This window comes from Microcoleus sp. B3-D7 (genome assembly GCF_036705305.1).
Classification (GTDB): domain Bacteria; phylum Cyanobacteriota; class Cyanobacteriia; order Cyanobacteriales; family Microcoleaceae; genus Microcoleus.
This window is the reverse complement of the sequence record NZ_JAUBUE010000058.1, coordinates 1-24,116: the sequence shown is the minus strand read 5'-3', so window position 1 is coordinate 24,116 and position 24,116 is coordinate 1. Positions and strand designations below refer to the sequence as shown.

Sequence of the window (24,116 nt, the reverse complement as noted above, 5' to 3'; positions counted from 1 at the left end):
CTTCTTTTCAGTCCTCTTAAGAGGACTTTGGCTTTGAGGCAGGGAATTCATTCCCTGCCGGACTGCGGGTTTGACGTTAAGTTGACACCAATAGGCTCTTGGAGTGTCTCTGCATAAATTGTGTGCGATCGACCGAATTTGATATGATAATAAATTACCGATTACTAATTACCAATTACTCCAGATTATGAATATTGTTTCTGTGCTACAAGTTATCTGGTCTTTGTCTGCTTTAGGACTTGTGATTTTTGTGTTGCTGCACAGTCCTAAAGGCGATGGTATTGGAGGGATTGGCGGACAAGCTCAATTGTTTACCAGCGCCAAGAGTGCAGAAACGAGTCTGAACCGGATTACTTGGGGTCTGTCTATTGTTTTTATGGGTTTGACGGTGATTTTGAGTGCGGGTTGGTTGGCGCCTAAGTTATAAGATTTGGATTTTTAACCGCAGATGAACGCAGATAGACGCAGATAATATCAAGTTCATCTGCGTTTATTTTCGTCTATCTGCGGTTGCAAAAATGCGGTTGTGGAAAGTTAGGGTAAAACCTCGATTTCTGGCTGGTTTGGGATTGGCTGTATGTTGTTTTAGCCTGATAATTTTTACTCAGGTTAATACTCCGGCGGCGAGTGTTTCTTCTCTCCCTAATAGTTTTCCGAATCCACAGGTTCATCCTTTGCCGCCAACGCTAGCAAATTGGCAAGATTCCACGGATAGTGGTGATTATTTTGACCAGGTTAAGCCACCGAAATTCGGTCATTTGTTGTGGTCTAAGTTTCCGATTCAGGTTTATGTTGAGCGTCCAGTTGATGCTAATAAGTCTGAAGAATGGGTGGCGGCTGTGTTGGATGTTGTCCGGGAATGGGGGGTTTATTTGCCTTTGGAAGTGGTGGATAGTTCGGAGGTGGCTGATATTAGGATTTTACGTCGGGCTCCGCCTTTGCGTCAAGGGATTTTGCGATCGCGCTCTGGAGAGGCTACCTATGAATTGTACACCCGTCGGGATGGGAATAAAACTGTGTTATCTCATAGGTTTTCGGTTTATTTGAATCCGAATCAAGTGGGTAAGTATATTCCGGCGACGGCGCGGCACGAGTTGGGTCACGCTTTGGGAATTTGGGGTCACAGTTTGATGGAAACTGATGTGCTTTATTTTTCTCAGGTGAGAAATCCTCCGCCTATTTCAGCGAGGGATGTTAATACTTTGAAGCGGGTTTATGAACAGCAGACTCGCTTGGGGTGGGAATTTCAGACACTCGGCGATTGAAATGGCCTCTACCCAAATTAAGTTCGCTTACGCGGACTAAAAAAACATAATAGTTAATAGGAAATATCAGACCAATGAAAGATGAATGTTTTGGGATTGTGCCGATTTTTGGCAAGGAAGCTGATGCTTTGTTTTTGTTGATTCAACATCAAGCGGGACATTGGGCGTTTCCGAAAGGTCACGCGAATCCGGGGGAATCTCCTGCGGAAACGGCAAGACGGGAATTTCTGGAGGAAACTGGTATATCGGATTTTGAAATTCTGGATGAGCCTAGTTTTACGGAACACTATTCTTTTGTTAAGGATGGGGAGCTGATTGAAAAGACTGTGACTTATTTTTTAGGTTTTGTCAATTCGATGGAAGTTGTTTTGCAAGAGGAGGAAGTTCAAAATTCTGCTTGGCTTGCTTTTGAGGAAGCGGTTAAACGGATTACTTTTGATGCAAATCGCCAAATGTTTGGGGAAGTTAAGGCATATTTGGATGGTAGGAAGTTAAGAGTCGGCGGTTGAAACCGCTACTAGACAAACGAAGTCACTCTGTAAGAGACTAAGAAAATTGAGGCAGGATTTGGTATAAGTCAATATGCTTCAGTTAAGCCCGATCCCTCCTAGCCCTCCTTAAGAAGGGGGGGACAAGAAGTTACTCAAAGTCCCCATTCTTAAGGGGAATTTAGGGGGATCTCCGGGGAATAAACAGTTTTAACCCAAGCGTATTGGGGTATAAGTTCTGATAGAAAAACCCGGTAACTTTTGCGATACCGGGTTTATTAAGTGTCAGATTTTATGGGCGACTCCTGCCGCCAATCTGAGGTTATTTGTTGATTTTCTGAGCTTCGGCGTGGTGTTGCAAGCGAGAAAAAACGTTGTAGGCGTCTGGGCCGGGAGTATCGTGTTCGAGAGCGCCGTCGATGGGGCCATCGATGGCTTTCCAAGCAGGAATCCCGCCTTTTAGTTCGGCCACTTTTTGAAAGCCTGCTGCGCGGAGAAGATTGGCCGCTTCGGCGGTTTGTTGGTCGTTTTCGCCGTAGATGTAGATGTCGCGGATGGGTTCTAAACTCGATTGTGCTCTAGCGACTAATTCGTCCATTGGCATCATTACCGCGCCGGTAATGTGGCTTTTGGTGAAGCTTTCAAAATCACGAGCGTCGATGATTGTGAGTCCGGGTTCGCCCCAATCTAAACGGGCTTTGAGGTCGTGGCTAGATGCTTGAGCTTTTAAACCGGGAGGAGTCGGAGTAACGTCGGGAAGTTTTTCTTTGATGTCGGAAATTTGGTCGGGAATAGTTTTCATGGGTAAAATGTTGTTCAATGTTTTGATTGCCATTGCAATGTAACAAGAGGTTTAGGTTGAATTCGTCTTTCTAAAGGCTGAATCTGGCATTGAACTAAAGTCGCAGTTAAGCTGGGTTATAGGTGGTTGACTAAGGTTGGGATCGCTATATTTGTTGAGTTTGCTAGAGGAAAGCGGGCTGTGCTTCAGATTGTTTCATCGCATTTTCTGTGGAGAATTTGAAGTGCGATCACTCGTTAGATTAGGTATTTTATCAAACAATTTCCTTTTAGTCAATCAGAATTATTTTAAAATGAAATTTGCCTAAGCTGTTTACAGCCTCGCGCGGGATTTTAGGGAAAAGTTGAAAAGTTTGTCAGCAAGATTTATGATAAAATTTGATACTAAGAACAAGTATTTAAAGGTATAGATATGTCAGAGAAAGATGAAATTGCGGTGTCTCAAACTTTGACACCTGAAGAGCAAGCGGTGTGGAATGCGAAGGCAAAAGTTCGGGTACTGCTGAATTTGTGGGATTTGGGCGGCGGGAAGATGAAGGTGAAAAAGGGGGATTTGACTAAGCGAATTGTGCGGACTAATGAGACGAGTCAGAGATATGTGGAAGTGCTCGGCGAGTTGCAGGCGACTGGGGCGATCGAGTATTCGCTGGTAAATCGGGTGACGTTGGTGGAATTGAGCGCTAAGGGGAAAGAAGTTTTAGCGCAGGGGCTCAAAAGTAAAGATTCTTTGTTTGAGTTTGATGGTTCTCAAATTGGTACTCGGCTGGGAAATTCTTTGTTGAAGTGGATTCGGCATCAGGATGGTGCGGCGAGTGTTGCTGTTGAGAAGCGGAAGGCGGATGTAGGGACGATCGCATCCTATGACGATTTTAAGGCTGTGGCGATCGATGTGTATGACAGCTTGAACCGCGATTATAACTTAGACGATTTAGTGCCTATTTATAGGATGCGGCGGGCGATCGGGGAAATGGTAGGGCGATCGGAGTTCAATGAGTGGCTGTTGGAAATGCAGGCTACTGATATTTTTCAGCTAATAGGGGGTGAGATGACAGACATCACGCCTGATAAAGCTGAAGATTCCATAAAAACTGCACTGGGTGCACTCCGTTACTATGTCAAACGGCTAAATTCCTAAAATTGCCCTAAATCCTTTTGTTAATTCGTTAACCTCACACAAAAAACCATGACTAATTCTTCTTTTTCTTCCATTGAAGACCTGAACGCCGCTCTTTTAAGTCAAAATCCATTTGCTAAACCTCCTTTTCTCAATGCTGGTGATGTTTGGGGCCAGGAATTCTTCGATGTTGACAGAATAAATGCCCACGCCTCTGATGCTGTATTTCAGGCACTCGCTCAAATTCGTGCTGGTCACTACAAGACAACTTCCATCGCTATAACTGCTCAGGATGGAACAGGCAAAACTCACATTATTAGCCGCATTCGCCATCGTCTGCATGAGCATGGCGGGGGCTTGTTTGTCTACGCTAATAAATATGGTAATATCAATCAAATTAAGCAAGGATTTCAGCGAATATTGGCTGAGAGCCTGGGAAAGATTGGTAGAGATGGAGTGAGACAGTGGCAAGAACTAGCAACGGCAATGGCTAACAATGCTTTAAAGGTTTCCAAACCCAATGCTAAAGTTTTTTCTCCTCAAGAATTATTGGGAAAATTTAAGGCAGGCACGCCCAAGCAACTAAAAAAGTGGGTTAAGGATTTAACAAAAGCATTTCTGCAAGCGAAAAGTGTTAACGATCCTGATATTGTCAAGGCAATTTTTTGGACACTCTCCGACGAGCAATTACTTTATGCAATCAAATGGTTAGAGGGTCAAGAACTTGCTAAATACAAAGCCGATGAGTTGGAACTACCAACTCAATGCCAATCTTTTGAGGCGGTTTTGCAAATCTTAGATTTGATTAGTGAGTACAAGGAACTGGTCATTTGCTTTGATGAGTTAGACACGCCTGATGCCTACGACGATATTAGTGGCTTACACATCAGTCAGATTGTTGCAGGACTAATCAAAGATTTGTTCCAAAATCTAAACCGGGGTTTGATACTGAGTGTAATGATGCCTCCTCAATGGAGCGATAAAATTAAGAAGCTACCTGGTGGAGTGTTCACTAAGGTTTCGGTTCAGGGAAATCCGATTGACTTGAAATACATGGATGGAGAATCAATTATTAACTTAGTTAGCTTTTGGTTAGACAAATATTATGAACGGCAAAACTTAATTCCTCATGAGCCAATTTATCCATTCACTCAAATTCAACTTAGCGAGCTTGGCAAAGGAAAACCCACTGCTAGAGAGGTTTTGAAGTGGTGTAAAGAAAATTGTAATCCTCCTATTTCTACGGGTGAAGGCACTAAAAATCCCGAGATTTCTAATCCCGTTGAACTTGCTTTTGTCAAAGAGCTAGAGGAAGACATAGAAATTTATTTAGAAGATAATTATCTGCTTGGTGATGCTATTTTATTTGGCTTTCAGAGTTTGATTGGTCAGACGGTGGAAAGGGTAACAGTTCAGGAAGCCACAGATAAAGTTAAGAAACGTGGAGGCAAGGATGATTACATCAATTTCAAAGTAATTGGCAAAGACAACGGAAAAGATGTAATTATTGGAGTAGCAGTGCTTCAGTATGCTGGTGGAAAAGGGTTAGGCTCGGGTTTAAAAAGGTTAAATGATTACCAAACTTTTAATTTAACTCGCGGTTGTTTGGTTCGTTCCCAGAGCAAAAAGATTACTTCATACATGGAGCAAAAGTATCTTGTACCGCTCATTAAACAACAAGGTGGAGAATATGTCCCACTGAAAGAAGATGAAATCAAACCGCTGTTAGCTATTCGGGCTGTTTATCAGAAGCGCGAAGTAGATTATGGGGTTAGTGAGGAGCAGATTTTCAATTTTATTGCAGAAAAAGGTGCTGAGAAAATGCTAGGGGCTAGCAACCCCTTGCTTAGAGAGATTCTGAGCGATCCGTCCTATCAGGTTCCTACCGATTTGATAGAAGATGAACCCGTTGCTGTAGCAGAGTCTATTATGGATGATCTATCTGATGCAGAAGAATTAGATAAGTCGTGCGATAATTTACTCGGCGAGTTTAATTAAGGCTTCATAAACTATCAACTTCATATTGGGACAAATACTCTCATGTCGTTAGTCAATATTGACAGGGCTATCCGTTTGCCGGCCCCAGACGTAGAAGGTTTAATCCAAGGGCGAACGATCGCAGCCATAGTTTGGCGAACATTTGAGCCGGGAGAACAATATGCACTCTATCCTGGCAATGTTTCAGGTAATTTGCCCTACGATCGATATTATCGATCGCATTTTTTACCTGTTGCTCAAAAGGCACTTGCTCAGTTAAATTCAGATAAAGTTTCGATCAAAGCTTGGGCTAAGTGCGAATTGTGCCAAATGGTAAATGATCCTGAATCATTAGAGGCTTTGTCGCTGTTAACAGTCTGGAAAACAGAGGCATTACAGCAAATTCTCCAGCAGCGTCCTTTTATTTTTGTAGCTCATCTTCGCGTTTATCTGCTACCTCAGCCGCTGGAAATGCCAGTGCATCCCAGCGGCAATTTTGTATCTTTGCCAAAATCCCTAACTGTTACTGATTCAACGCCAGTGTTGAGCGAGTCTATCTTTGCCAAACGCCGTCAAAAGCTGGAAAAACTAGAGCCTCCCGATTATCCAGAATTGGAAGAGTTGCAAAGTGCATTAGTGCATTTATCCACCACCAACCCAAAAGCCAAACAACTAGAAGCAGAAATCAAAATGTTTCTAGGTTGGAGTAGCGATAAGCCTGTAAAACCAATCAAACCGGATTTAGCTTGGATAAATACCATAGCAGCTTTGGGAAATCGCACCAAAGAACTAGATAAAGACAAAAGCAACTATCAAGCAGGAACAGACTTTGAAATCATAGTGCGCGATAGCCTTGAGTTTTTGGGATTTACCATTGATTATGCTCACAAAGGTGGTGCTGGCGGCTTAGATTTATTATGCTCCAAACCTTACCCCTTAGTTGGCGAGTGCAAAGCTGGTAAAAAAATCCCTAACGATACAGCAGTTCAATTGCTGAATTTAGGAACGCTACGGCTCAAAGATCAAGAAATGCTCGCAAAAGCAACTAAGTTGATTATTGGCCCTGGCGTTCCAACTCCTCAACTTATGGATGCAGCAAAAGCACACGGTATGGCAATTATGAACCCTGAGACGCTGGAAAAACTGGTTAAACTTCAAAGCAAATATCCTAACTCGGTGGACTTATTTAAACTGAAAGAATACTTGAAACCGGGGCAATCTGATGATGAAGTTGCTAAATATATTGAGCAAGTTGAACAAGAAATTAAAGTGCGATCGCAAATCATACAAGCAGTGAAACAACTTTGCTCAGATAGCGACTTTACAACGGTTGTTGAGATTAAAGTTCAATACAATGCTACATTTGCCGCCACTGATTCTAAGCTGACAAACGAATCAGTAAAGGATTTGACTATAGAACTTTCTTCACCGCTGACTGGTTACTTAGGGCGAATTAAAGGTGAGGATTTAGGGCGCGATCGCTTTTATTTCCTGCGCGACTTGCCGGTAGATGATTGAGATGCGTCAAGGGCGCTTCCCTTCGGGATAGCTTCGGCGCGCGTACTCGATCCAATTTCCTACACAGCATCAGGATCTACGCCCAATTCCCGTAACCTCGCCGCCAATCTTTCAGCACGTTGATGCTCCTCTTGGGCACGTTGACCCTGCTCTTGGGCGCGTTGACGTTCCATTGCAGCTTCCTGTTCAAGTTGCCGCAATTGAGCGTTTTCTGCCTTAACTAACTCCTCTACCAATGGCGGGTTTAGTATTTCATCCACCGATAAAACCAGATCGGGAAATACTACAGACACCATTTCCTCCCCAGGCAAGAAATCTGTATACGTGTAACCATCTTCACCTTCAATCAATGCAAAAAGCCTGATTTTTTGCTTACCAGCTTTAGGGTCAACTATGCAATATTCCGGCACATTAGCTAATTCGTACTCTCCGCGTTTAATCACGTAATCTTCGCGGCGATTTTCGCTGACTACTTCTACCACTAACAGCGGCTTTTCATCAAATTCGAGGATACCTGCACCGGGTCTAGCAGCAGCTTGTTCCAAAAGACTTTGAGTGCAGACAACTACATCGGGAATCCGAGATTTATCTTCATCGGTTCTCACTCCCAAGCCAGTTTTTACTACTAAGTCTAGATTGTGTTCAGCTAGGTAACGCTGCAATTGGTAAACTAAATATTCGCAAATTTTGATATGTAAAATTGTGGCTGTTGGCCTCGGGATTAATTTGCCTTTGTACAGTTCATATTTTACATCAGATTCTCCTTGATAAACTCGGTATTCTTCAAAGGTTAATGTCGGCGAAGTATCGAGCTGTTTTTCTGCGACTGCTGGCACAATAGATTGAGACATATATTTTTACCCATCTCTATAGTTTGCTATTATACTCAATTGTAATTTTAACACTCAAGACATCGATTACCAAAAGATCGATCGCCCTTATTGACTTTCCAATAAGCACAGGCCGCAAGAGTTTTAATATTTTTCAAAATACAAATTAAATATTGGGTTCAGATCACCATTTGGGCGATCGCCTCAACAAGGCTGTAGCTGCCTCACTGTCGAGAGGTTTAGAGAAAAAGTACCCCTGACCGTACTCGCAGCCGATCGCCCGCATTTGAGCCAATTGGACGGCGGTTTCGACACCTTCTGCGACTACCTCCATCCCCAAACTGCGGGCCAGCATGACGATCGCCCGCACGATTTCCAAATTTTCGCCCATTTCCCCGATGCGACTAACAAAAGAGCGATCGACCTTCAAAATATTAATCGGGAACTTGTGCAAATAACTCAGAGACGAATAACCAGTACCGAAATCATCAATACACAGCCCAATACCCAACTCTCTCAACTGCGAAAGCATCGCCGCCGCCGCCTCCCCATCTTCCATCACCACACTCTCAGTAATCTCCAACTTCAAACAGCGAGCGTCAACACCCGTTTCCTGCAAAACTTGCTTAATTTGCTCGATGGATTCCGGTTCCGCAAACTGCCTCCCCGAAAGATTTACTGCTACAGTCAGGCGCGAATTTCCCACAGGTAAATTCAAACTCTGCCACTTAATAATTTGGCGGCAGCTTTCGTTCAAAACCCACAAACCCAAAGGCATGATTAACCCAGTTTCCTCAGCCATCGCAATAAATTCCATGGGGGAAACTAAACCCCTTTCCGGGTGCAGCCAGCGCACCAGCGCCTCAAATCCGATAACAGAACCCGTTTTTAAACTAACGATCGGCTGATAATAAACAGTAAAAGGACATTCCAATTTTAAAGCAGTCACTTGCGACTTCGGACGCTCCAATCTCCGATCAATTTCACTCATCGGCGAGTTTTCCGCCGCCGTCCCACAGGCGAAATCCACTATCGAATATTTCAAATTTAGTTCTTCAACCGACTCCCGCAAATCGTGTTCCAAGTGCATCAAAGCCACAGCCTGAGTGTGCATCGCACGGGTAAAAACTTCGTAGCGAGCTTTACCGAGAGCTTTTGCCCGGTACATTGCAATATCAGCATCGCGCAAAATATCTCCCGGCCACTGATATTTGTGGGTACTCAAAGCAATGCCGATGCTAGCAGTAATTAAAACTTTATTACCTTCCAAATTCAGCGGTCGTTCGATCGTTTTGAGAATTGCCTTTGCTTGGGCGATCGCCTCATCAACACCATGAATTTCTTCCAGCAAAATCACAAACTCATCTCCCCCCAGACGAGCCACCGTATCGCCTGGCCGCAAACAAGTTAAGAGACGGCGAGCGACAGCCACCAACAGCCGATCGCCCGTGCGGTGTCCCTGACTGTCATTAATCACCTTAAACCTGTCCAAATCCAGAAACAGCACCGCAAACTGCTCGCTCGGATGCCGTTGGGCGCGGGCAAAAGCTTGCCCCAACCTGTCAGTCAACAAAGCACGGTTCGGCAACTCCGTCAGCGCATCGTGCAAAGCATCGTGCAACAATTGTTCTTCAGCCAGCTTGCGCTCAGTCACGTCGTGACAGTTGACCACAATTCCCCGCACCGAAGGTTCGTCGAGCAAATTAGTCGCCACCGCTTCCAACACGCACCACGAACCGTCCTTGTGTTGCACTCGGTATTCCGCCATTCCCTGGCTAACTCTCGGCATTTGCATGACACCTTTGAACACTTGATCCACTATCAGCAATTCGTCAGGGTGAATCAAGTCAAATATAGACCGGCCGAGGACTTCCGCCGTCGGGTAGCCCAAAATCCGCTCTAGGGAAGGAGAGACATAACGGCAAAAGCCTTTCTCGTCGAGAATCACAATAATGTCTCTAGCATTTTCAATCAAAGATCGAAAGCGCTTTTCGCTTTGCCGCAGCTCTTGTTCGGTGCGCTTCCGGTCAGTAATATCGGTATTCATGTAAATCAGACCGACAATTTTCCCTGTAGGGTCTTTAATAGCATCGGCCCGCAGCAAGACTTGCAAAGTTTCACCGCTTTTAGTGCGGTTGGTAATTTCACCAGACCAAGAATAACCCTGGGCGATCGTGTCGAGTACCTCCCTGGCGACTGCGGGGTCAGCAAAAACTGCCGATATACCTCCGGCTAGTTTAAATTCCTCTGCGGTGTCCCATTCAAATAGCTGAGAAAACGCTTGATTTTGATAAATGTGAGTGCCGTTCGCATCGCTGATCCCGATCGCGTCACTCGAACTTTCCACCGCCTTGCGAGTCAGCACCAGAGCTTCTTCTGCCCGCTTGCGCTCGGTAATGTCTATCCCTACCAGACAAGCTGCTCTGCCGCGATCGTACTTTTGAGCCACAATCAAATAGTATCCCTCCGACTCTCCGCCGTCGGTTTGTACCTTAACGTTGAGTTCTTTAACCGCTTCCGTAGCGTCGCCGGCAAAAAACTCCACCACAAAAGAGTTAAAATCCGAGCTAGCGCCCAGAAAACCAATATCTTGACCGACAAAAGCCGACGGCCGCAAACCATGCAGTTTGGCTAAGTGCTGGTTAACCCCCAAATAGCGCAAATCCGAGCTAATCCAAGATACTGTTCCCGGAACTGCTTCCAAAATCGTTTGCAGTTGGTCGTTAGCTTGCTGCAATGCTTGCTGCACTTCACATATTGGTTCCGACAAGTCAGACTGAACTCCTACAAAATGAGTCAAATTAGCGTTGTCGTCTCGCACGGGAGATAGCGATAATTTGCTCCAAAACGGAGTGCCGTCTTTGCGGTAATTTTTGATTGGTGTCTGGATTTCTCGACCTTGGCGCAAGGCCTCGCGGATATTAGCTACAGTAGTTCGATCTGTATCGGGACCTTGCAAAAATCGGCAATTACGCCCCAAGATTTCACTGGCGCAGTAACCTGTCATCCGTTCAAAGGCCGGATTGCAATAAATTATGGGACAATCCGGTGCATTGGCGTCAGCAATGACAATGCCGCTGCTAGTAGCTGCCAAGGCTCGATCGCGCAGCCACAGGGCTTCTGACGCAGTATGGCGATCGCCGACATCCCCGACTTCATCTAAATTAGAAATTGACTGGTTCTCCCGATCTCCCATCAGCCGAACTTTCAAGCAAACCTTTACAATTTCCGAGTTGTTTCTTACTCTAACGTTTTTCAGGACTCGCGCAACGTAAATTGTATCTCCGCATTTAAGTAAGCGGGATTTCACGTTAGTTGCTTGGTATTTTCTACCCTTGCTGTTGGGCATTTAAAAAAGCACATCTTCACTTCCGCAGTGAAAAACCCTCCATTCTTCTCCCCCTCAGACTCTCTCCCCCTCTCCCCTTCTCCCCTTCTCCCCGCGCCCTGGCAATCATGATTTGCAGCAGCTTATTTAGCAGGAGTTGCAGCTTGAGAAGTCGGCGGCGCAATATTAATTAATGGCAAAGTTCCGCCTCCTCCCATTACTGTCGGAAACTGACCGTTCCATTTTTCAATTGCTTGCTGCTGCAAAATTTCGGCCGTTAAAGTTTGTCGCTGCAAGCGTTGAGCTTCTGCATGACCTTTAGCACGGTTGATTTCAGCTTGAGCGTCTTGGGTTGCTTTTTGAACTGTAAATTCTGCTTGTTTGGCCTCTTGTTCTGCTATTTGTTTGGATTCGATGGCTTTGCTAAATTCTGGAGAAAAGCCAAAATTGATTAAAGAAACATCTCTGACAATGACGCCGTAAGGTTCCAAACGCTTTTTGAGGCTGTTGTCGATTTCTGTTTTTAGTTCGGTGCGCTTAGTGATAATTTCTTCTGCGGTTTTTTTAGAAGTTGCTGCTTTGAGAACTTCAGAAATTGCCGGACTTAGAATGCTGGTAACAATTTTTTCTTCGTCTCCTATTTGTTGGTAAATTTGATTTACTTTGGCGGGATCTACATTCCAGTTGACTGCCAAATCTGTAGTAATGCTTTGCAAATCTTTGGATGCTGCATCGGCTTTCAAATCTGTTTTTTGTACCCGCACGCTGAGAGTTTTTACAGAGGTGACGATCGGTAAAATCGGGTGAATGCCTTCATCTAAAATCGCGTCTTGAACTTTCCCGAAGCGCATCATAACGCCGCGTTCCCCTGGGCCGACAAGGGTAAAAGGTCTTAAAATCAAGGCTGCGATAATGAAGACGATGCCACCGACGATGTAGAGAGCTAGGTTGTACTTAACACTTTGCATGGTTTTCATATGTTGATTCACCTATGTTGTGTTACTTGATGTTAGTTTTATATTCATCTTATCTAAGATTATAGCTTCATGTTAATGGTGCAACAGCTCATAAATTCATTGATTTTTTTTCATAAAAGTCATATAGTTGCGAGGCTCAGGGAACCTCTTAGCTCGATGAGCGGGGATGTACAATGGCACTTGTAGCTGGGTGAGATTATTGATTAATAAATGTTTCAATCATCTTGACAAAGAGGACTTTTTTAGATAAAGCAGAAGTAAAGAAAGAACTCGATCGCTCTTTGACAAGCGATAAAATGGCGATCGGAAAGATAAAGCTTTCTAGAAAGCTAAAAAATCAGCATCAAATAGGTATTTTTTGTAAATTTTGAGTAGAAAATTGGAGAAGGGTGTCGATAAAACCTTTGGGGGTGGGTTCAAGCACAAGCGAAAGATAGAATTTTACTCTCCGACCTACAGACTCTATTTGTAAAATTAGCCTAGGTCGCCTTGCTCAACCCTCCGGAGTAGGAAAAAAGACTCCTTGGGCAAGTTAGGAATTTATAGCTACAAACGATAAAAATCCGAGTTTAAAAATGGCCGAAAAGAAGTTAAGCTTAGATGAGAACGGTTGAAGAGAAATCAAAATGTTGCAGCGACACCCTTGGCCGCAGACAGTTGAAGAGGCGATCGCCATTCAAGAACAGCTTCGGTCAGAGGTAATTACCGCCAATCAACTGGAGACAGTTCAGTACGTCGCAGGCGTAGATGTCGGCTACGACAGTGTAAACGATGTATCGCGGGCCGCTGTAACCGTTCTGAGCTTTCCCGACTTGCAGTTGCAGCAGCAAGCTGTGGTTCGCAGTCCTACCACTTTTCCTTATATTCCGGGTTTCCTGTCTTTTCGAGAAGTGCCGGCAGTTCTCGAAGCTTTGGAAAATATCAGTTTGAGGCCAGACTTGATATTGTGCGACGGTCAAGGACTAGCCCACCCCCGCAGATTCGGTCTTGCGTGCCATTTGGGGGTTTTGACCGGGATTCCCACAATCGGAGTTGCCAAAAATCGATTTATTGGAGAACATTCAGAAGTCGGACTCGACCGGGGCAGTTGGCAACCCTTGCTGCTGGAGGGATCAACGGTAGGCGCAGCGCTAAGGACGCAAACAGGGGTAAAACCGATGTATGTTTCGATAGGTCATAAGGTAAACTTGATAAGTGCGATCGAGTACGTTCTGCGCTGCGCCCCAAAATATCGCTTACCAGAAACAACTCGATCGGCAGACCAACTAACATCGGGATAACTGGCAAGCGCGGAAGGCATCAAAAAAAAAGTAAAAAGACCAAAAAAGCATCCGTCTTTGGACTTTTAATTTTTGATGTGGCGCGGTTAAGTCAAAAAATCCTCTGAGTCTACTGCCAATCAGCTTTCGGTTCCATCCTTCCAGCGAACTAAAGAATGACTATACCTGAGAAAGAGGTATAAAAGTTGGGGGGGTTTATAGAATGATGGAAAGACAGTAACCAGCTTAAAACATTGGCGGCTCTAACTATAGTGCCCGGGCGTGAACTATTTTTAGTTCACATTTGTAAATTATGAAATATTCATCCTGCGAGTTAAACCAAAAGCTTAGATTCGTCTGATGAGGTTTCATAATTTACCGTCGGATATCTCACCACTGACTGGAAGTAACCATGACAGTGGGAGGCGAAGGCGCGATCGAGCTAAAAAATCAGAAACAAACAAGGAGACAGTCATGGCTGAGAAAAGCAAACGCGGATTCGCTTCTATGGATGCAGAAAAACAGCGCGCAATTGCTAGCAAAGGCGGAAAAGCTGCACACGAGAAAGGAACTGCACACGAATTCACCCCTGAAGAAGCCAGACAAGCTGGTCAAAAAGGCGGCGAAGCTGTCAGCAGAAATCGCGAACACATGGCTCAAATTGGTCGCGAAGGCGGTCGCAAAAGCCGCAAGAGCGAAGCTTAAGTCTTTCAAGGCTGGCCCTGTAATGAAAGATTGCACAGTTGCAGCGTGAGAGATAGCACTAGGACAGTAAACGTTTGAGGAGGTGGGGCGATCGAAGTTACCAAGGTAGTTCGATCGCCCCACCTCCAAAATTCGTGACTAGCGCACCAAAGCTTCGCAAATGTGAAAACCCCACAGGAATTAGTTTTTAGCAATCGCTGCTCAATCTTTAACGGCAAATTTTTAACAAAGCTGCACTGCAGTCAATAATTTTGCGGGAAAGAAAAGCGCGCAAGCGCGAGTCAGTCTCTCAAAAACAGCCAATACGAGCACTAAAAGCCCCGAATTCAGGGCTTTTTTGTTTAGCTGCACATAATATTTTTATATCAATTCCGGTTGCACTCCTCATGATGGTTGACTGTTGACTGTTGACTGTTGACTCTTGACGGGCGGGTCGAAAAACTGAATAGTTGAGTGTTAACTGTTGACTCGATTTTATTATTCCGATGCAACCGGAAACGATATTAGAAGTTCGATCGAGTGGGCGTCAATAATTATAATTAAGTTTTTTGGTGAGGAAGTCCGTCCTCAAAATAAATCAGCTAATATTTTTTTATTATATTTTTGAGCTAACTATAAAATCATGACAAACCAGCTCACTTTAGCATGGACAGAAGCTGGGGTGCGTCAAACTCAGACAATTCAAAACGGACAGCCGAGCAAAAATCCGGGAACCGTGAGGCTAGGGCGCGATCCGGCGAAGTGCGATATAGTATTTTCGCATCCCAGCGTATCGGGGCTGCACGTTGAAATATTTTTTAATCAGGAATTGCAGGAGTATGCAGTGCGGAATTTGCGCGAAAGCAATCCGCCGCTGGTAGATGGAAAAATTCTCGCCCGAGGCGAAGCAAAATTGAACTCGGGAAGTCACATCCATTTAGGGCAAGTGCAAATCGAGGTGGTGAATGTGACGGAGGTGCAGGTAGCCGCGCCCCAGACAGTTTTGCTGTCTGGGCCTCCCGCACCTGGTAATTTTCAGCAGACGGGGCCTTCAAAATACGGTTTGCAGTGTCCCAAATGCAGCCGAATTTCGCCTTACGCGCAGTTGAATGCGGGGTGTCCGTGGTGCGGTACTTCTTTGGCGGCGGCGGCGAGTGTGATGATCTCTCCGTAAAAGTTTGAAAAATGCAAAGTCGGGCTATCCGCTAAACACTCTCAACTTCAAAAATCTTTTTTTGCAGAAAGCTCAAAGCCGACGGCTGATGTTTAAAAAATAATCATGAATTCTCAACCCTTGCGCCTGCGACTGACTTGGACAGATACAGCTACGGGGGATTGTCGATCCCCGATACTCGACTTACCCATCGCTTTGGGACGAATTTTTGAAGCTATGCCCGCCACAATCAACGGGAAACGAGTTTCTCGAATTGCCCTCAGCAGCAGTCAAGTTTCTCGCTTTCACGCAGTGATTGGCACCGAAGGTAACAGTATTTTACTTACTGACACGGGCAGCCGCAACGGTACTTTTGTCAACGGCTTTCGCCAAACCCGTTGCGTGCTGGCAAACGGGGATATGCTGCAAGTTGGGCCCTACGCGATCGGCATTTCTTTTGCTGTTAATTCCCCTGAAATGCCGTCGGTCAATTTTCACATTTTCTTTAACCCGCAGACCAATGGGCCAGATCCCGCGTTGGGGCAGCCAGTAATGTTGCAGCTTCCTCAAACAAGTAGTAGGGGAGAATTTCCGCCGATCGAATTTTTGCAAGCTTCTCAAGTGTCAATGCGATCGCTCGAATCTAGGGGACTCCCTGTGACAGAAGTTGATTGGGCTGCCGTTGGCGGCGGTTTGGGCAGCTTTATTTGGGTGGATTTGCTCAGAATTTGCGGCGTGAAAATCGATCGAATTGCGGTTTTGGGCATGGAAAACCAGCCTTACGCCCGCTATCTGCGTCTGTGTCTCAATTCTCAAATTCCGCTGCGGGAACGCCTACGATCGAATTCTGACTCTTGTCCAGACAACATTTGGGGGTGGCCTCCCTATGCTTTGCGGGAAGCTTGGCAGGAATTGCGGAAAGGGCGTTTGGGGATGTCGTTGAAGTTGATGTGGCAAGTGTTTGCTGAACCGACTTTTGCCGAAACTTATACGCCTCGCGCGGGTAATGTGTTTGATTCTATTGACAGGGAAGTCGATCGAATTGGGTGGAATCAGATGTTTCGCTACGGTAGAGTGCGCGGAATTCGCAAAACAGATGACGGCAGGTACGCGATCGCTTATTCTCGATCGGATGCGGATCACCGCGAGCACGCTTTTTTAATCGCCAAATACGTACACTTAGCCACCGGCTATCCCGCCATTCAATTTCTGCCCGATTTGCAAGCTTACCGCGAAAAAACTCAGGATTTTGAGTCGGTTGTCAACGCTTATGAAAGCCACGACGGCGTTTACGAAAAATTGGAGGCCAGCGGCGGCAGCGTGTTAATTAGAGGCCGGGGAATTGTGGCTTCGCGGGTGGTGCAGCGAATTTACGAAGCGCGACAGCGGAACCGCAACATTCAAGTATTGCATTTGATGCGATCGCCCAAACCTCAAGGTAACAAATTTAAACTTGCTCAGCGAAGAGTCGAAAATCACTACGAATTTCAACCTTTCAACTGGCCGAAAGCTTGCTGGGGCGGGGAACTCCGCGTACTTTTGGAACAAGCCGCCCCGGAATTGCGGCCGCAGTTGCTCACAGACTGGGGCGGCACTACCACAGCCCAGCGCAGCGACTGGCGGCGGATTGTCAAAGAAGGTTTAAGTCAAGGATGGTATCAAATTACCTTCGGTGAAGTCGAGCGAGTTGAGCGCGACAGTCAAAACCGCACAGTGACGTACATTCAGGAGAAGGAACTCAAGGGGCAAATTAAGTTAGAAGCTGATTTTATTATTGATGCTACGGGTTTGGACGCTAAGGTAAAAACCAGTCCGCTGTTAAACGATTTGGTAGCTCAGTATAATCTTCCCCTCAACGGTTTGGGCCGGCTGAGTGTTAACAACGATTTTGAAGTGCCCGAATTGCGGAATTCTTCTGCTAGCAACACAGAAGGCCGGGTATATGCAGCCGGCGCAATTACTTTGGGAGGGCCTTACGCGCCGGTTGACAGTTTTTTGGGCTTGCAATACGCCGCCTTGCGTTCGGTTGAAAGTCTGGCCGCCAACCGAGTTGCTGGTGTGCGGAAATTGAGCGTTTGGCGATCGTTCGTGCAGTGGTTGAAGTGGATTTTCAATAAATCTCCCGACTAACTTGAAGGACGAAGTTCGGCAACAAGCAATGTACGGGATTTAATTGATTTAAACGAGCTTCGCGTTCAATCTAAAAGCTAAAATCTCAATTCAAAATCGAACAATTTTTCCATGTAATCTAAAATCTAAAATCTAAAATCTAAAATCGCATGACCCCCACCTTATTCGGCCGCTGGCAAACTCGGTTATTGCTATTTGCAACAGTAGGCGTTTTAGTAACCCTGCCCTTTTTTATAGGTTTAATGACCTCCAAATCCGGCTCCATTTTTTTCTGGGTTTTAGGGTATGTAGCGATTTTTGGTCTCGGCTGGGATGCTTTATATATATACATCCAGCAGTTCCGCTGGGATCGAGATTGGCCGGGCGCGTTTCAATTACTCGCTGGAATTTGGGAAGCACTTTTTGTGCTATTTTTAATCAAAAGTATCGGTTTGCCGGGGATACCTGCACAAGATTTTGACTTGGGAGCTTTTGCTTTGCATTATAGTTTAGTGTGGCTGGCTATTTATCTGGCATCCCAAACACTGATGCGGATTTTGTTTCCCCACTGGCGTTTCCGAGGCGGGCAATGGTTGTAATAATACCTGTAGGGACGGTTTTTACCCACAATAATCGCCTCAAACCAATAATCTAATAAACCCGCCTCGGCTATTCTACCAATTCCCAATTCCCAATATAATTTCTAGCCAGGTGTACCGATCCCGGGAAACCCAACATAATTTATAGTAAGCTCAACTCAAAATTGCTGCGATCCTTAAATGCACCGTCCTCCTTGTATTTTCTCATTTTTTTCTGGTTCTGGCTTGCTCGATCTGGGTTTTGAGTCGATCGGCTTTAATGTAGCGTATGTCAATGAAATTTTCCCACCTTTCATGCAAGCATACCGCTATTCTCGGCAGTGTCTGAATTTGCCGCTACCAGAATACGGATATTGCGAAGGAGAGGAAGCAGATGTAACTCGACTTGTAGAGGGAGAAGCAGCTTTTCGCCTGCGGGAATTGATGCAGGATGCCCGCAAGCATCACGATATTGTGGGATTTATCGCGGGGCCGCCTTGTCCTGACTTTTCTATTGGTGGCAAAAACCGGGGTGGGGAAGGAGATAAAGGCAAACTTTCAGCTTCATACATTGAATTGATTTGTCAGCAGCAGCCAGATTTCTTTTTATTTGAAAATGTCAAAGGTTTGTGGAGAACCAAAAAACATAAGGCTTTTTACGGCGAACTAAAACATCAGTTGGCTGATTCGGGATACGTTTTTGCCGAACGTTTAATTAATGCGATAGAATACGGTGTCCCGCAAGATAGGGATAGAATTATTTTGATTGGATTTAGAAAAAACCTTCTCAAAAATCTGGGTATTTCCCTAGAGGAAAAAAGCCAAATGTTAGCCGAAAGTTTATTTCCTTGGCAAAGTCAGGTATTATATCCCAACTCAGAAATTTTTTCTCATCCTTGGCCTGATAGAACAGCTTTTGCAGATGATGGTTTCGTGCCTTGTCCTGATGGCATTCCCCAAGATTTAACGGTAGAATTTTGGTTCCAAAAAAATGACGTTCTCAACCATCCCAATGCCAAACACTATTTCCAACCCAAAGCAGGCCTTAAGCGGTTTGCTTCCGTTGATGAAGGAGATGATTCAAAAAAATCTTTCAAGCGATTGCACCGATGGCGTTATTCGCCAACAGCTTGTTACGGCAATAACGAAGTTCACTTGCACCCTTACAAACTTCGCCGGCTTTCTGTTGCAGAAACACTGGCTATTCAGTCACTGCCAAAAGATTTTGCCCTGCCGGCTAAGATGACATTAACTAATATGTTTAAAACTGTTGGCAATGGGGTTCCTTATTTGGCTGCACAAGGTATTGCCAAAACAATTTTACATTTTTTATCTCACTAAAAAAACAGAATAGCTAAATACCCGACTTCGCAGATTTTGTCGGTATCTAAAACTATTTGTAGCGATAAGGGGCGCATTGCACACCCTATAATTATTAAAATTCCCAATTACCAGATCTATGTCGTTTAACAGAGAAGTGTTATAATAAAGTGTTAAGGTTGAAAACCTATATTTTTTATTTGCCTGCAATTCGCCATGACCGTTAAACCCCGCCGCTATCACATCACTACTTTCGGATGCCAGATGAATAAAGCCGACTCGGAACGGATGGCCGGCATTCTGGAAAATATGGGCTTTGAGTTCTCGGAAGACCCGAACGAAGCTAGCTTGATTCTCTACAATACTTGCACGATTCGCGACAATGCCGAACAAAGAGTTTATTCTAACCTCGGAAGGCAAGCTCATCGCAAACGCCAAGAACCTGGTTTAACTTTAATTGTAGCTGGATGCGTGGCGCAGCAGGAAGGTGAAGCGCTGCTGCGGAGAGTGCCGGAATTAGACTTAGTAATGGGGCCGCAACACGCTAACCGACTTGAAGATTTGCTGGAACAAGTTTTTGAGGGCAATCAAGTTGTGGCGACTGAAGCTGTTGAGATTATGGAGGATATTACTAAGCCGCGCCGCGACAGCAAGGTGACTGCTTGGGTGAATGTAATTTACGGCTGCAATGAACGCTGCACTTATTGTGTTGTCCCCAATGTTCGCGGGGTTGAACAGTCGCGAATGCCGGAGGCAATTCGCGCGGAAATGGAGGATTTGGGCCGTCAAGGTTACAAGGAAGTAACTTTATTGGGGCAAAATATTGATGCTTACGGACGCGATTTGCCTGGAACAAAACCGGACGGCAGCCACCAGCATACTTTGACGGATTTGCTTTATTTTGTGCAGGATGTGCCTGGTGTCGATCGCCTCAGATTTGCTACTAGCCACCCGCGCTATTTTACGGAAAGATTGATTAAGGCTTGTGCGGAATTACCGCAGGTTTGCGAACATTTTCACATTCCTTTTCAGTCCGGGGATAATGATATTTTGAAAGCGATGTCGCGGGGTTATACTCAGGAGAAATACCGCCGGATTATTGATACAATTCGCCATTATATGCCGGATGCTTCGATTACTGCGGATGCGATTGTCGGTTTTCCTGGGGAGACGGAAGCGCAGTTTGAGAAGACTTTGAAGTTAATCGAAGACGTGGGTTTCGATTTGGTGAATACTGCAGCTTATTCCCCGCGCCCGGGAACGCCGGCGGCTTTGTGGGAAAATCAGTTGAGTGAGGAGGTGAAAGCCGATCGCCTGCAACGAATCAATCATGTAGTCACAACAACGGCGATGGAACGATCGCAGCGCTATTTCGGACGCACTGAAGAGGTTTTGGTGGAAGTCCAGAATCTCAAAGATTCAACTCAGGTGATGGGACGCACTCGCGGCAATCGTCTCACATTTTTTAAGGGCGATATTGCAGAATTGGCGGGTAAAATTGTGCCGGTTAAAATTACAGATATTCGCGCTTTTAGTTTGACCGGAGAAATGCTGTAAGCTGTTGGGGCATTTAAATTGTATGTCAAGAAATAATCAAACAATGACTGGGGAGTTTCTTCGATACCGCCCGCAATATACAATTTAAATTCGCAACAGCTTATGCTTAATTCTTAGTTTCTGTCGCATACTTCCTGTGATAGCTGCGCTAACTGCGTGTATATTTGTCAAAAAGTACCGGGAGTATTGAAAAATGACAAAGATGCGGATCGGGCTATTGTTCGGGGGGCGATCGGGGGAACACGAAGTCTCAATTAGTTCGGCGCGGGCGATCGCCCGTGCCCTCGCTGCTGACGAAAATGCCTCTAAATACGAAGTTCTGCCCTTTTACATCCAAAAAAACGGCCGCTGGCTGTCGGGAACATTACCTCAACAAGTCTTAGCCGCCGGAAAACCTCTGGAAATAGAGGAAGAACCAGGACAAAACGACTCTCCCGCTGGACAGTTTCCTAATTTTAATGCCGTAGATGTTTGGTTCCCTGTTTTGCACGGGCCAAACGGCGAAGATGGTACGGTGCAAGGGTTGCTGAAATTAATGCAAGTTCCTTTTGTCGGTTCCGGAGTTTTAGGTTCGGCGCTGGGAATGGATAAAATTGCGATGAAAATGGCTTTTGCTCAGGCTGGTTTGCCGCAGGTAAAATACATCGCTGTCAACCGTTCCGAAATCTGGTCTAATCCTTGCGTTTTCCCCAAACTGTGCGATAAAATTGAAGCAACTTTGGGCTATCCTTGCTTTGTCAAACCGGCGAATTTGGGTTCGTCTGTGGGAATTTCTAAAGCTCGATCGCGCGCTGAATTAGAAGCAGCTCTCGACAGCGCCGCCAGCTACGACAGGCGGATAATTGTCGAAGCTGGTGTGGTTGCTAGAGAATTAGAATGTGCTGTTTTGGGTAACGACAACCCCCAAGCTTCAACGGTGGGAGAAATTAGTTTTCAAAGCGATTTCTACGACTACGAAACTAAATATACCCAGGGACAAGCCGACTGCTCAATCCCGGCAAAAGTCAGCGCTGCGATCGTCTCGCAAATCCAAGAAATGGCAGTACAAGCATTTTTGGCTATAGACGCGGCAGGTTTAGCGCGAGTAGACTTTTTCTACATTGAATCAACCGGAGAAGTTTTGATTAACGAAATTAACACTTTTCCCGGCTTTACAGCTACCAGTATGTATCCGCAAATGTGGGCAGCGGACGGCATTTCTTTCCCGGAATTAGTAGACCGTTTAATTCAATTAGCTCTCGAACGGCACGGGGAAAAAGGTTGAATTGCGAGCTGCAAACCGCTGCCCGGTCAGCAGCAAAAAATATTTGTTTCGCAGTTAATATATCCATACTAGCGGAAACGATATAATATCAAATCCGGTAGGATCGGAATGATTAAACCGTGAAGACGCGTTCGGCGAAGCCGATCCCCTTCCCCGCAGGAGTTCCCCAAGGGTAGGGTAGAGCACGAAGGAAAGACTGCATCTTCTTCTTTCTATTGTTTCTCTTCCTTCGCGTCAGACGCACCTTCGCGGTTCATTAAATCTTACGACCTATTAGTTATCATTCTGATACAACCGGATTTGATATAACATGGTTGTGGCAGGCATTGCCTGGCAGCAACCCAATTTCCCCTGGCAGAGCAACGGGGAATTTTTAGCAGTCGGGTATAAATAAATGCACTATAAAATGGTTAACGGAGAACGGCGAATAGCAGCGTCAATCTCACATCTTTCATCTCAAATTTTAACTCGGTTAACTTAGATGAGACGTTTCACTCAACTGCCGCAGTGGTGGACTTACGGACTGGTATTTCCCCTAGCGGTACTCAACTGCTGGTTAGCCCTCCTAGTCTTTGAATATTTTCGCGCCCTGATTACAGTTTTGGTAGTGGCTACAGTGCTGTCTTTTTTGCTAGATTATCCAGTGCGCTTTCTGCACAGATACGGCTTGAAGCGCGATCGAGCAGTTTTGTCGGTATTGTTTTTGACTTTACTGCTATTGGTGGTTCTAGGTCTGACTCTGGCCCCCATTCTGCTAAACCAAATTACTGAACTTGCCACCCGACTGCCGACTTGGATAGTTTCTGGCACAGAACAGATTGAAGCGTTCAACAAGTGGGCGGAAAATCGCAATCTCCGCATTGATGTCAGCGGTTTGACTACCAAATTGAGCGATCGACTTTCATCTCAATTGCAGTCTCTCACTGGCGAAATTCTCAAATTTGGCTTGGGTGCTGCCGACAGTCTGTTGAATTTCCTCCTCACAATAGTCGTGACATTCTACTTGCTCTTGCACGGCGATCGCGTATGGGAAGGATTGTTTAAATGGTTTCCTTCCAAGCAGAGCCTTCAATTGCGAGAGTTGCTGGCGCGAAGCTTCCACAACTACTTCGTCGGGCAAGCAACTTTGGCGGGTTTGATGGGACTGTCTATCACTGTTGCTTTTTTAATTATGCGAGTTCCCTTCGGACTTCTGTTCGGTTTGGGTGTTGGTGTAATGACTATGATTCCCTTCGGGGCACCTTTCAGTATTTGCATTGTCAGTTTGCTGATCACATTAAACAACTTTTGGCTCGGCGTCACAGTTTTAGCTGTCGCTACAGTAATTGAGCAAATAATTGAAAGCGGGGTTGCTCCTCGGTTATTAGGCGGTTTTATCGGTCTCAATCCTGTGTGGATTTTAGTGGCGCTGCTGGTGGGGGTTAAGGTGGCAGGAGTAGCAGGTTTGTTAGTTGCTGTGCCGATGGCTGGTTTTATTAAGAATACTGTTGATGTTTTGGAAGTTTCGAGGAACAAGTCGAGGGAAGTCGATTCGGTTAGTTCCATTGAACCTATGGAGCAATAAAATTCCTCCATAGGTTCAAATTTTAGATTTGAAGATAGTTTTTGCAGGCTATTTTGACTTAGGTTTAGTTGGTACTTTAGCTTGAGGCTTTACAGGTTTTTTACTTCCTGCTTTCGGGTGAGGCTTTCGGATACTTTAGCTGCTATCCTTTCTGGATGCAGGCCGGGTCAAAAACCCCGTTTCTACGTTAACGTCGATCGCTCACAACGAAGATTTTGCGTAGAAACCGGGTTTTTTTGAGTGCAAGCAAGATGGCTCTTCTGGGTTGGCGGTGGAAACTGTATAATATAGGAACTTTATGCTAGAGGCTAAGCTCATGGATTTCCATCT

19 protein-coding genes are annotated in these 24,116 nt (G+C 45.4%); 15 read left to right on the top strand and 4 right to left on the bottom strand.

What is annotated here, in order from left to right:
• Window positions 1-187: 187 nt before the first annotated feature.
• From secG to QUB25_RS26350, 3 genes are all read left to right on the top strand, one after another.
• The gene (secG, locus tag QUB25_RS26360; RefSeq protein WP_190659521.1) at window positions 188-427 is read left to right on the top strand and encodes a preprotein translocase subunit SecG; all 240 of its coding nucleotides are present in this window, start codon (window positions 188-190) and stop codon (window positions 425-427) included.
• A gap of 91 nt (window positions 428-518) precedes the next feature.
• Window positions 519-1,265 carry a peptidase gene (locus QUB25_RS26355; RefSeq protein ID WP_333187884.1) on the top strand — a complete coding sequence of 249 codons (747 nt, stop codon included), beginning with the start codon at window positions 519-521 and terminating at the stop codon, window positions 1,263-1,265.
• A gap of 74 nt (window positions 1,266-1,339) precedes the next feature.
• Window positions 1,340-1,774: an NUDIX domain-containing protein gene (locus QUB25_RS26350; RefSeq protein ID WP_333187881.1), complete on the top strand. Its 435-nt coding sequence runs from the start codon at window positions 1,340-1,342 to the stop codon at window positions 1,772-1,774.
• Window positions 1,775-2,075: 301 nt separating this feature from the next.
• Here the strand turns inward: QUB25_RS26350 and QUB25_RS26345 are convergent, their stop codons facing one another.
• On the bottom strand, window positions 2,076-2,588 hold the full coding sequence (locus tag QUB25_RS26345; protein ID WP_333064944.1) for a rhodanese-like domain-containing protein: 513 nt from the start codon (window positions 2,586-2,588) through the stop codon (window positions 2,076-2,078).
• Window positions 2,589-2,966: 378 nt separating this feature from the next.
• On the opposite strand from QUB25_RS26345, the gene QUB25_RS26340 reads away from it, so the two are divergent.
• Genes QUB25_RS26340 through QUB25_RS26330 form a run of 3 tightly spaced genes read left to right on the top strand, consistent with a single transcriptional unit; the run spans window position 2,967 to window position 7,163 of the window.
• Window positions 2,967-3,689 (top strand): hypothetical protein, encoded by a 723-nt coding sequence (locus QUB25_RS26340; RefSeq protein ID WP_333187878.1) that lies wholly within the window; start codon window positions 2,967-2,969, stop codon window positions 3,687-3,689.
• A gap of 48 nt (window positions 3,690-3,737) precedes the next feature.
• Window positions 3,738-5,666: a P-loop NTPase fold protein gene (locus QUB25_RS26335; RefSeq protein ID WP_333187874.1), complete on the top strand. Its 1,929-nt coding sequence runs from the start codon at window positions 3,738-3,740 to the stop codon at window positions 5,664-5,666.
• A gap of 42 nt (window positions 5,667-5,708) precedes the next feature.
• Window positions 5,709-7,163 carry a DUF1802 family protein gene (locus QUB25_RS26330; RefSeq protein WP_333187871.1) on the top strand — a complete coding sequence of 485 codons (1,455 nt, stop codon included), beginning with the start codon at window positions 5,709-5,711 and terminating at the stop codon, window positions 7,161-7,163.
• A gap of 59 nt (window positions 7,164-7,222) precedes the next feature.
• On the opposite strand, the gene QUB25_RS26325 is transcribed toward QUB25_RS26330, so the two are convergent.
• From QUB25_RS26325 to QUB25_RS26315, 3 genes are all read right to left on the bottom strand, one after another.
• Complete coding sequence (locus tag QUB25_RS26325) at window positions 7,223-8,014, bottom strand: Uma2 family endonuclease (protein WP_333187867.1); 792 nt, start codon at window positions 8,012-8,014, stop codon at window positions 7,223-7,225.
• A gap of 163 nt (window positions 8,015-8,177) precedes the next feature.
• Window positions 8,178-11,189 carry an EAL domain-containing protein gene (locus QUB25_RS26320; RefSeq protein WP_333187864.1) on the bottom strand — a complete coding sequence of 1,004 codons (3,012 nt, stop codon included), beginning with the start codon at window positions 11,187-11,189 and terminating at the stop codon, window positions 8,178-8,180.
• 275 nt (window positions 11,190-11,464) lie between these two features.
• Window positions 11,465-12,298: a prohibitin family protein gene (locus QUB25_RS26315; protein WP_333061268.1), complete on the bottom strand. Its 834-nt coding sequence runs from the start codon at window positions 12,296-12,298 to the stop codon at window positions 11,465-11,467.
• 626 nt (window positions 12,299-12,924) lie between these two features.
• Here QUB25_RS26315 and nfi point away from each other — a divergent pair.
• The 9 genes from nfi (at window position 12,925) to QUB25_RS26270 (ending at window position 23,786) form a co-directional block, all read left to right on the top strand.
• Window positions 12,925-13,578, top strand: coding sequence for a deoxyribonuclease V (nfi, locus tag QUB25_RS26310; RefSeq protein WP_333042515.1), 654 nt, complete (start codon window positions 12,925-12,927; stop codon window positions 13,576-13,578).
• A gap of 453 nt (window positions 13,579-14,031) precedes the next feature.
• On the top strand, window positions 14,032-14,262 hold the full coding sequence (locus QUB25_RS26305; protein ID WP_006631632.1) for a KGG domain-containing protein: 231 nt from the start codon (window positions 14,032-14,034) through the stop codon (window positions 14,260-14,262).
• 622 nt (window positions 14,263-14,884) lie between these two features.
• The gene (locus tag QUB25_RS26300) at window positions 14,885-15,415 is read left to right on the top strand and encodes an FHA domain-containing protein (RefSeq protein WP_333042512.1); all 531 of its coding nucleotides are present in this window, start codon (window positions 14,885-14,887) and stop codon (window positions 15,413-15,415) included.
• A gap of 105 nt (window positions 15,416-15,520) precedes the next feature.
• A complete protein-coding gene (locus QUB25_RS26295) occupies window positions 15,521-17,524 on the top strand; it encodes an FHA domain-containing protein (protein WP_333187859.1) in 2,004 nt (667 codons plus the stop codon).
• Between the two features lie 149 nt (window positions 17,525-17,673).
• Complete coding sequence (locus tag QUB25_RS26290; protein WP_333187856.1) at window positions 17,674-18,102, top strand: hypothetical protein; 429 nt, start codon at window positions 17,674-17,676, stop codon at window positions 18,100-18,102.
• Window positions 18,103-18,282: 180 nt separating this feature from the next.
• On the top strand, window positions 18,283-19,422 hold the full coding sequence (locus QUB25_RS26285; protein WP_333187855.1) for a DNA cytosine methyltransferase: 1,140 nt from the start codon (window positions 18,283-18,285) through the stop codon (window positions 19,420-19,422).
• Window positions 19,423-19,617: 195 nt separating this feature from the next.
• Window positions 19,618-20,958, top strand: a complete 1,341-nt coding sequence (gene miaB / locus QUB25_RS26280) for a tRNA (N6-isopentenyl adenosine(37)-C2)-methylthiotransferase MiaB (RefSeq protein ID WP_333187854.1) — start codon at window positions 19,618-19,620, stop codon at window positions 20,956-20,958.
• 193 nt (window positions 20,959-21,151) lie between these two features.
• Window positions 21,152-22,222: a D-alanine--D-alanine ligase family protein gene (locus QUB25_RS26275; RefSeq protein ID WP_333187852.1), complete on the top strand. Its 1,071-nt coding sequence runs from the start codon at window positions 21,152-21,154 to the stop codon at window positions 22,220-22,222.
• A 481-nt stretch (window positions 22,223-22,703) separates the two neighbouring features.
• Window positions 22,704-23,786 carry an AI-2E family transporter gene (locus QUB25_RS26270; RefSeq protein ID WP_333187849.1) on the top strand — a complete coding sequence of 361 codons (1,083 nt, stop codon included), beginning with the start codon at window positions 22,704-22,706 and terminating at the stop codon, window positions 23,784-23,786.
• Window positions 23,787-24,116 lie beyond the last annotated feature (330 nt).

Bases quoted from the DNA above. Each gene is read 5' to 3' on its own strand.
- QUB25_RS26335 (WP_333187874.1), top strand. From the start codon at position 3,738: ATGACTAATTCTTCTTTTTCTTCCATTGAAGACCTGAACGCCGCTCTT.
- QUB25_RS26285 (WP_333187855.1), top strand. From the start codon at position 18,283: ATGCACCGTCCTCCTTGTATTTTCTCATTTTTTTCTGGTTCTGGCTTG.
- QUB25_RS26355 (WP_333187884.1), top strand. From the start codon at position 519: ATGCGGTTGTGGAAAGTTAGGGTAAAACCTCGATTTCTGGCTGGTTTG.
- QUB25_RS26315 (WP_333061268.1), bottom strand. From the start codon at position 12,298: ATGAAAACCATGCAAAGTGTTAAGTACAACCTAGCTCTCTACATCGTC.
- QUB25_RS26325 (WP_333187867.1), bottom strand. From the start codon at position 8,014: ATGTCTCAATCTATTGTGCCAGCAGTCGCAGAAAAACAGCTCGATACT.
- secG (WP_190659521.1), top strand. From the start codon at position 188: ATGAATATTGTTTCTGTGCTACAAGTTATCTGGTCTTTGTCTGCTTTA.
- QUB25_RS26275 (WP_333187852.1), top strand. From the start codon at position 21,152: ATGACAAAGATGCGGATCGGGCTATTGTTCGGGGGGCGATCGGGGGAA.
- QUB25_RS26320 (WP_333187864.1), bottom strand. From the start codon at position 11,189: ATGGGAGATCGGGAGAACCAGTCAATTTCTAATTTAGATGAAGTCGGG.
- QUB25_RS26270 (WP_333187849.1), top strand. From the start codon at position 22,704: ATGAGACGTTTCACTCAACTGCCGCAGTGGTGGACTTACGGACTGGTA.
- QUB25_RS26295 (WP_333187859.1), top strand. From the start codon at position 15,521: ATGAATTCTCAACCCTTGCGCCTGCGACTGACTTGGACAGATACAGCT.
- nfi (WP_333042515.1), top strand. From the start codon at position 12,925: ATGTTGCAGCGACACCCTTGGCCGCAGACAGTTGAAGAGGCGATCGCC.
- QUB25_RS26305 (WP_006631632.1), top strand. From the start codon at position 14,032: ATGGCTGAGAAAAGCAAACGCGGATTCGCTTCTATGGATGCAGAAAAA.
- QUB25_RS26345 (WP_333064944.1), bottom strand. From the start codon at position 2,588: ATGGCAATCAAAACATTGAACAACATTTTACCCATGAAAACTATTCCC.
- QUB25_RS26300 (WP_333042512.1), top strand. From the start codon at position 14,885: ATGACAAACCAGCTCACTTTAGCATGGACAGAAGCTGGGGTGCGTCAA.
- QUB25_RS26350 (WP_333187881.1), top strand. From the start codon at position 1,340: ATGAAAGATGAATGTTTTGGGATTGTGCCGATTTTTGGCAAGGAAGCT.
- miaB (WP_333187854.1), top strand. From the start codon at position 19,618: ATGACCGTTAAACCCCGCCGCTATCACATCACTACTTTCGGATGCCAG.
- QUB25_RS26290 (WP_333187856.1), top strand. From the start codon at position 17,674: ATGACCCCCACCTTATTCGGCCGCTGGCAAACTCGGTTATTGCTATTT.
- QUB25_RS26330 (WP_333187871.1), top strand. From the start codon at position 5,709: ATGTCGTTAGTCAATATTGACAGGGCTATCCGTTTGCCGGCCCCAGAC.
- QUB25_RS26340 (WP_333187878.1), top strand. From the start codon at position 2,967: ATGTCAGAGAAAGATGAAATTGCGGTGTCTCAAACTTTGACACCTGAA.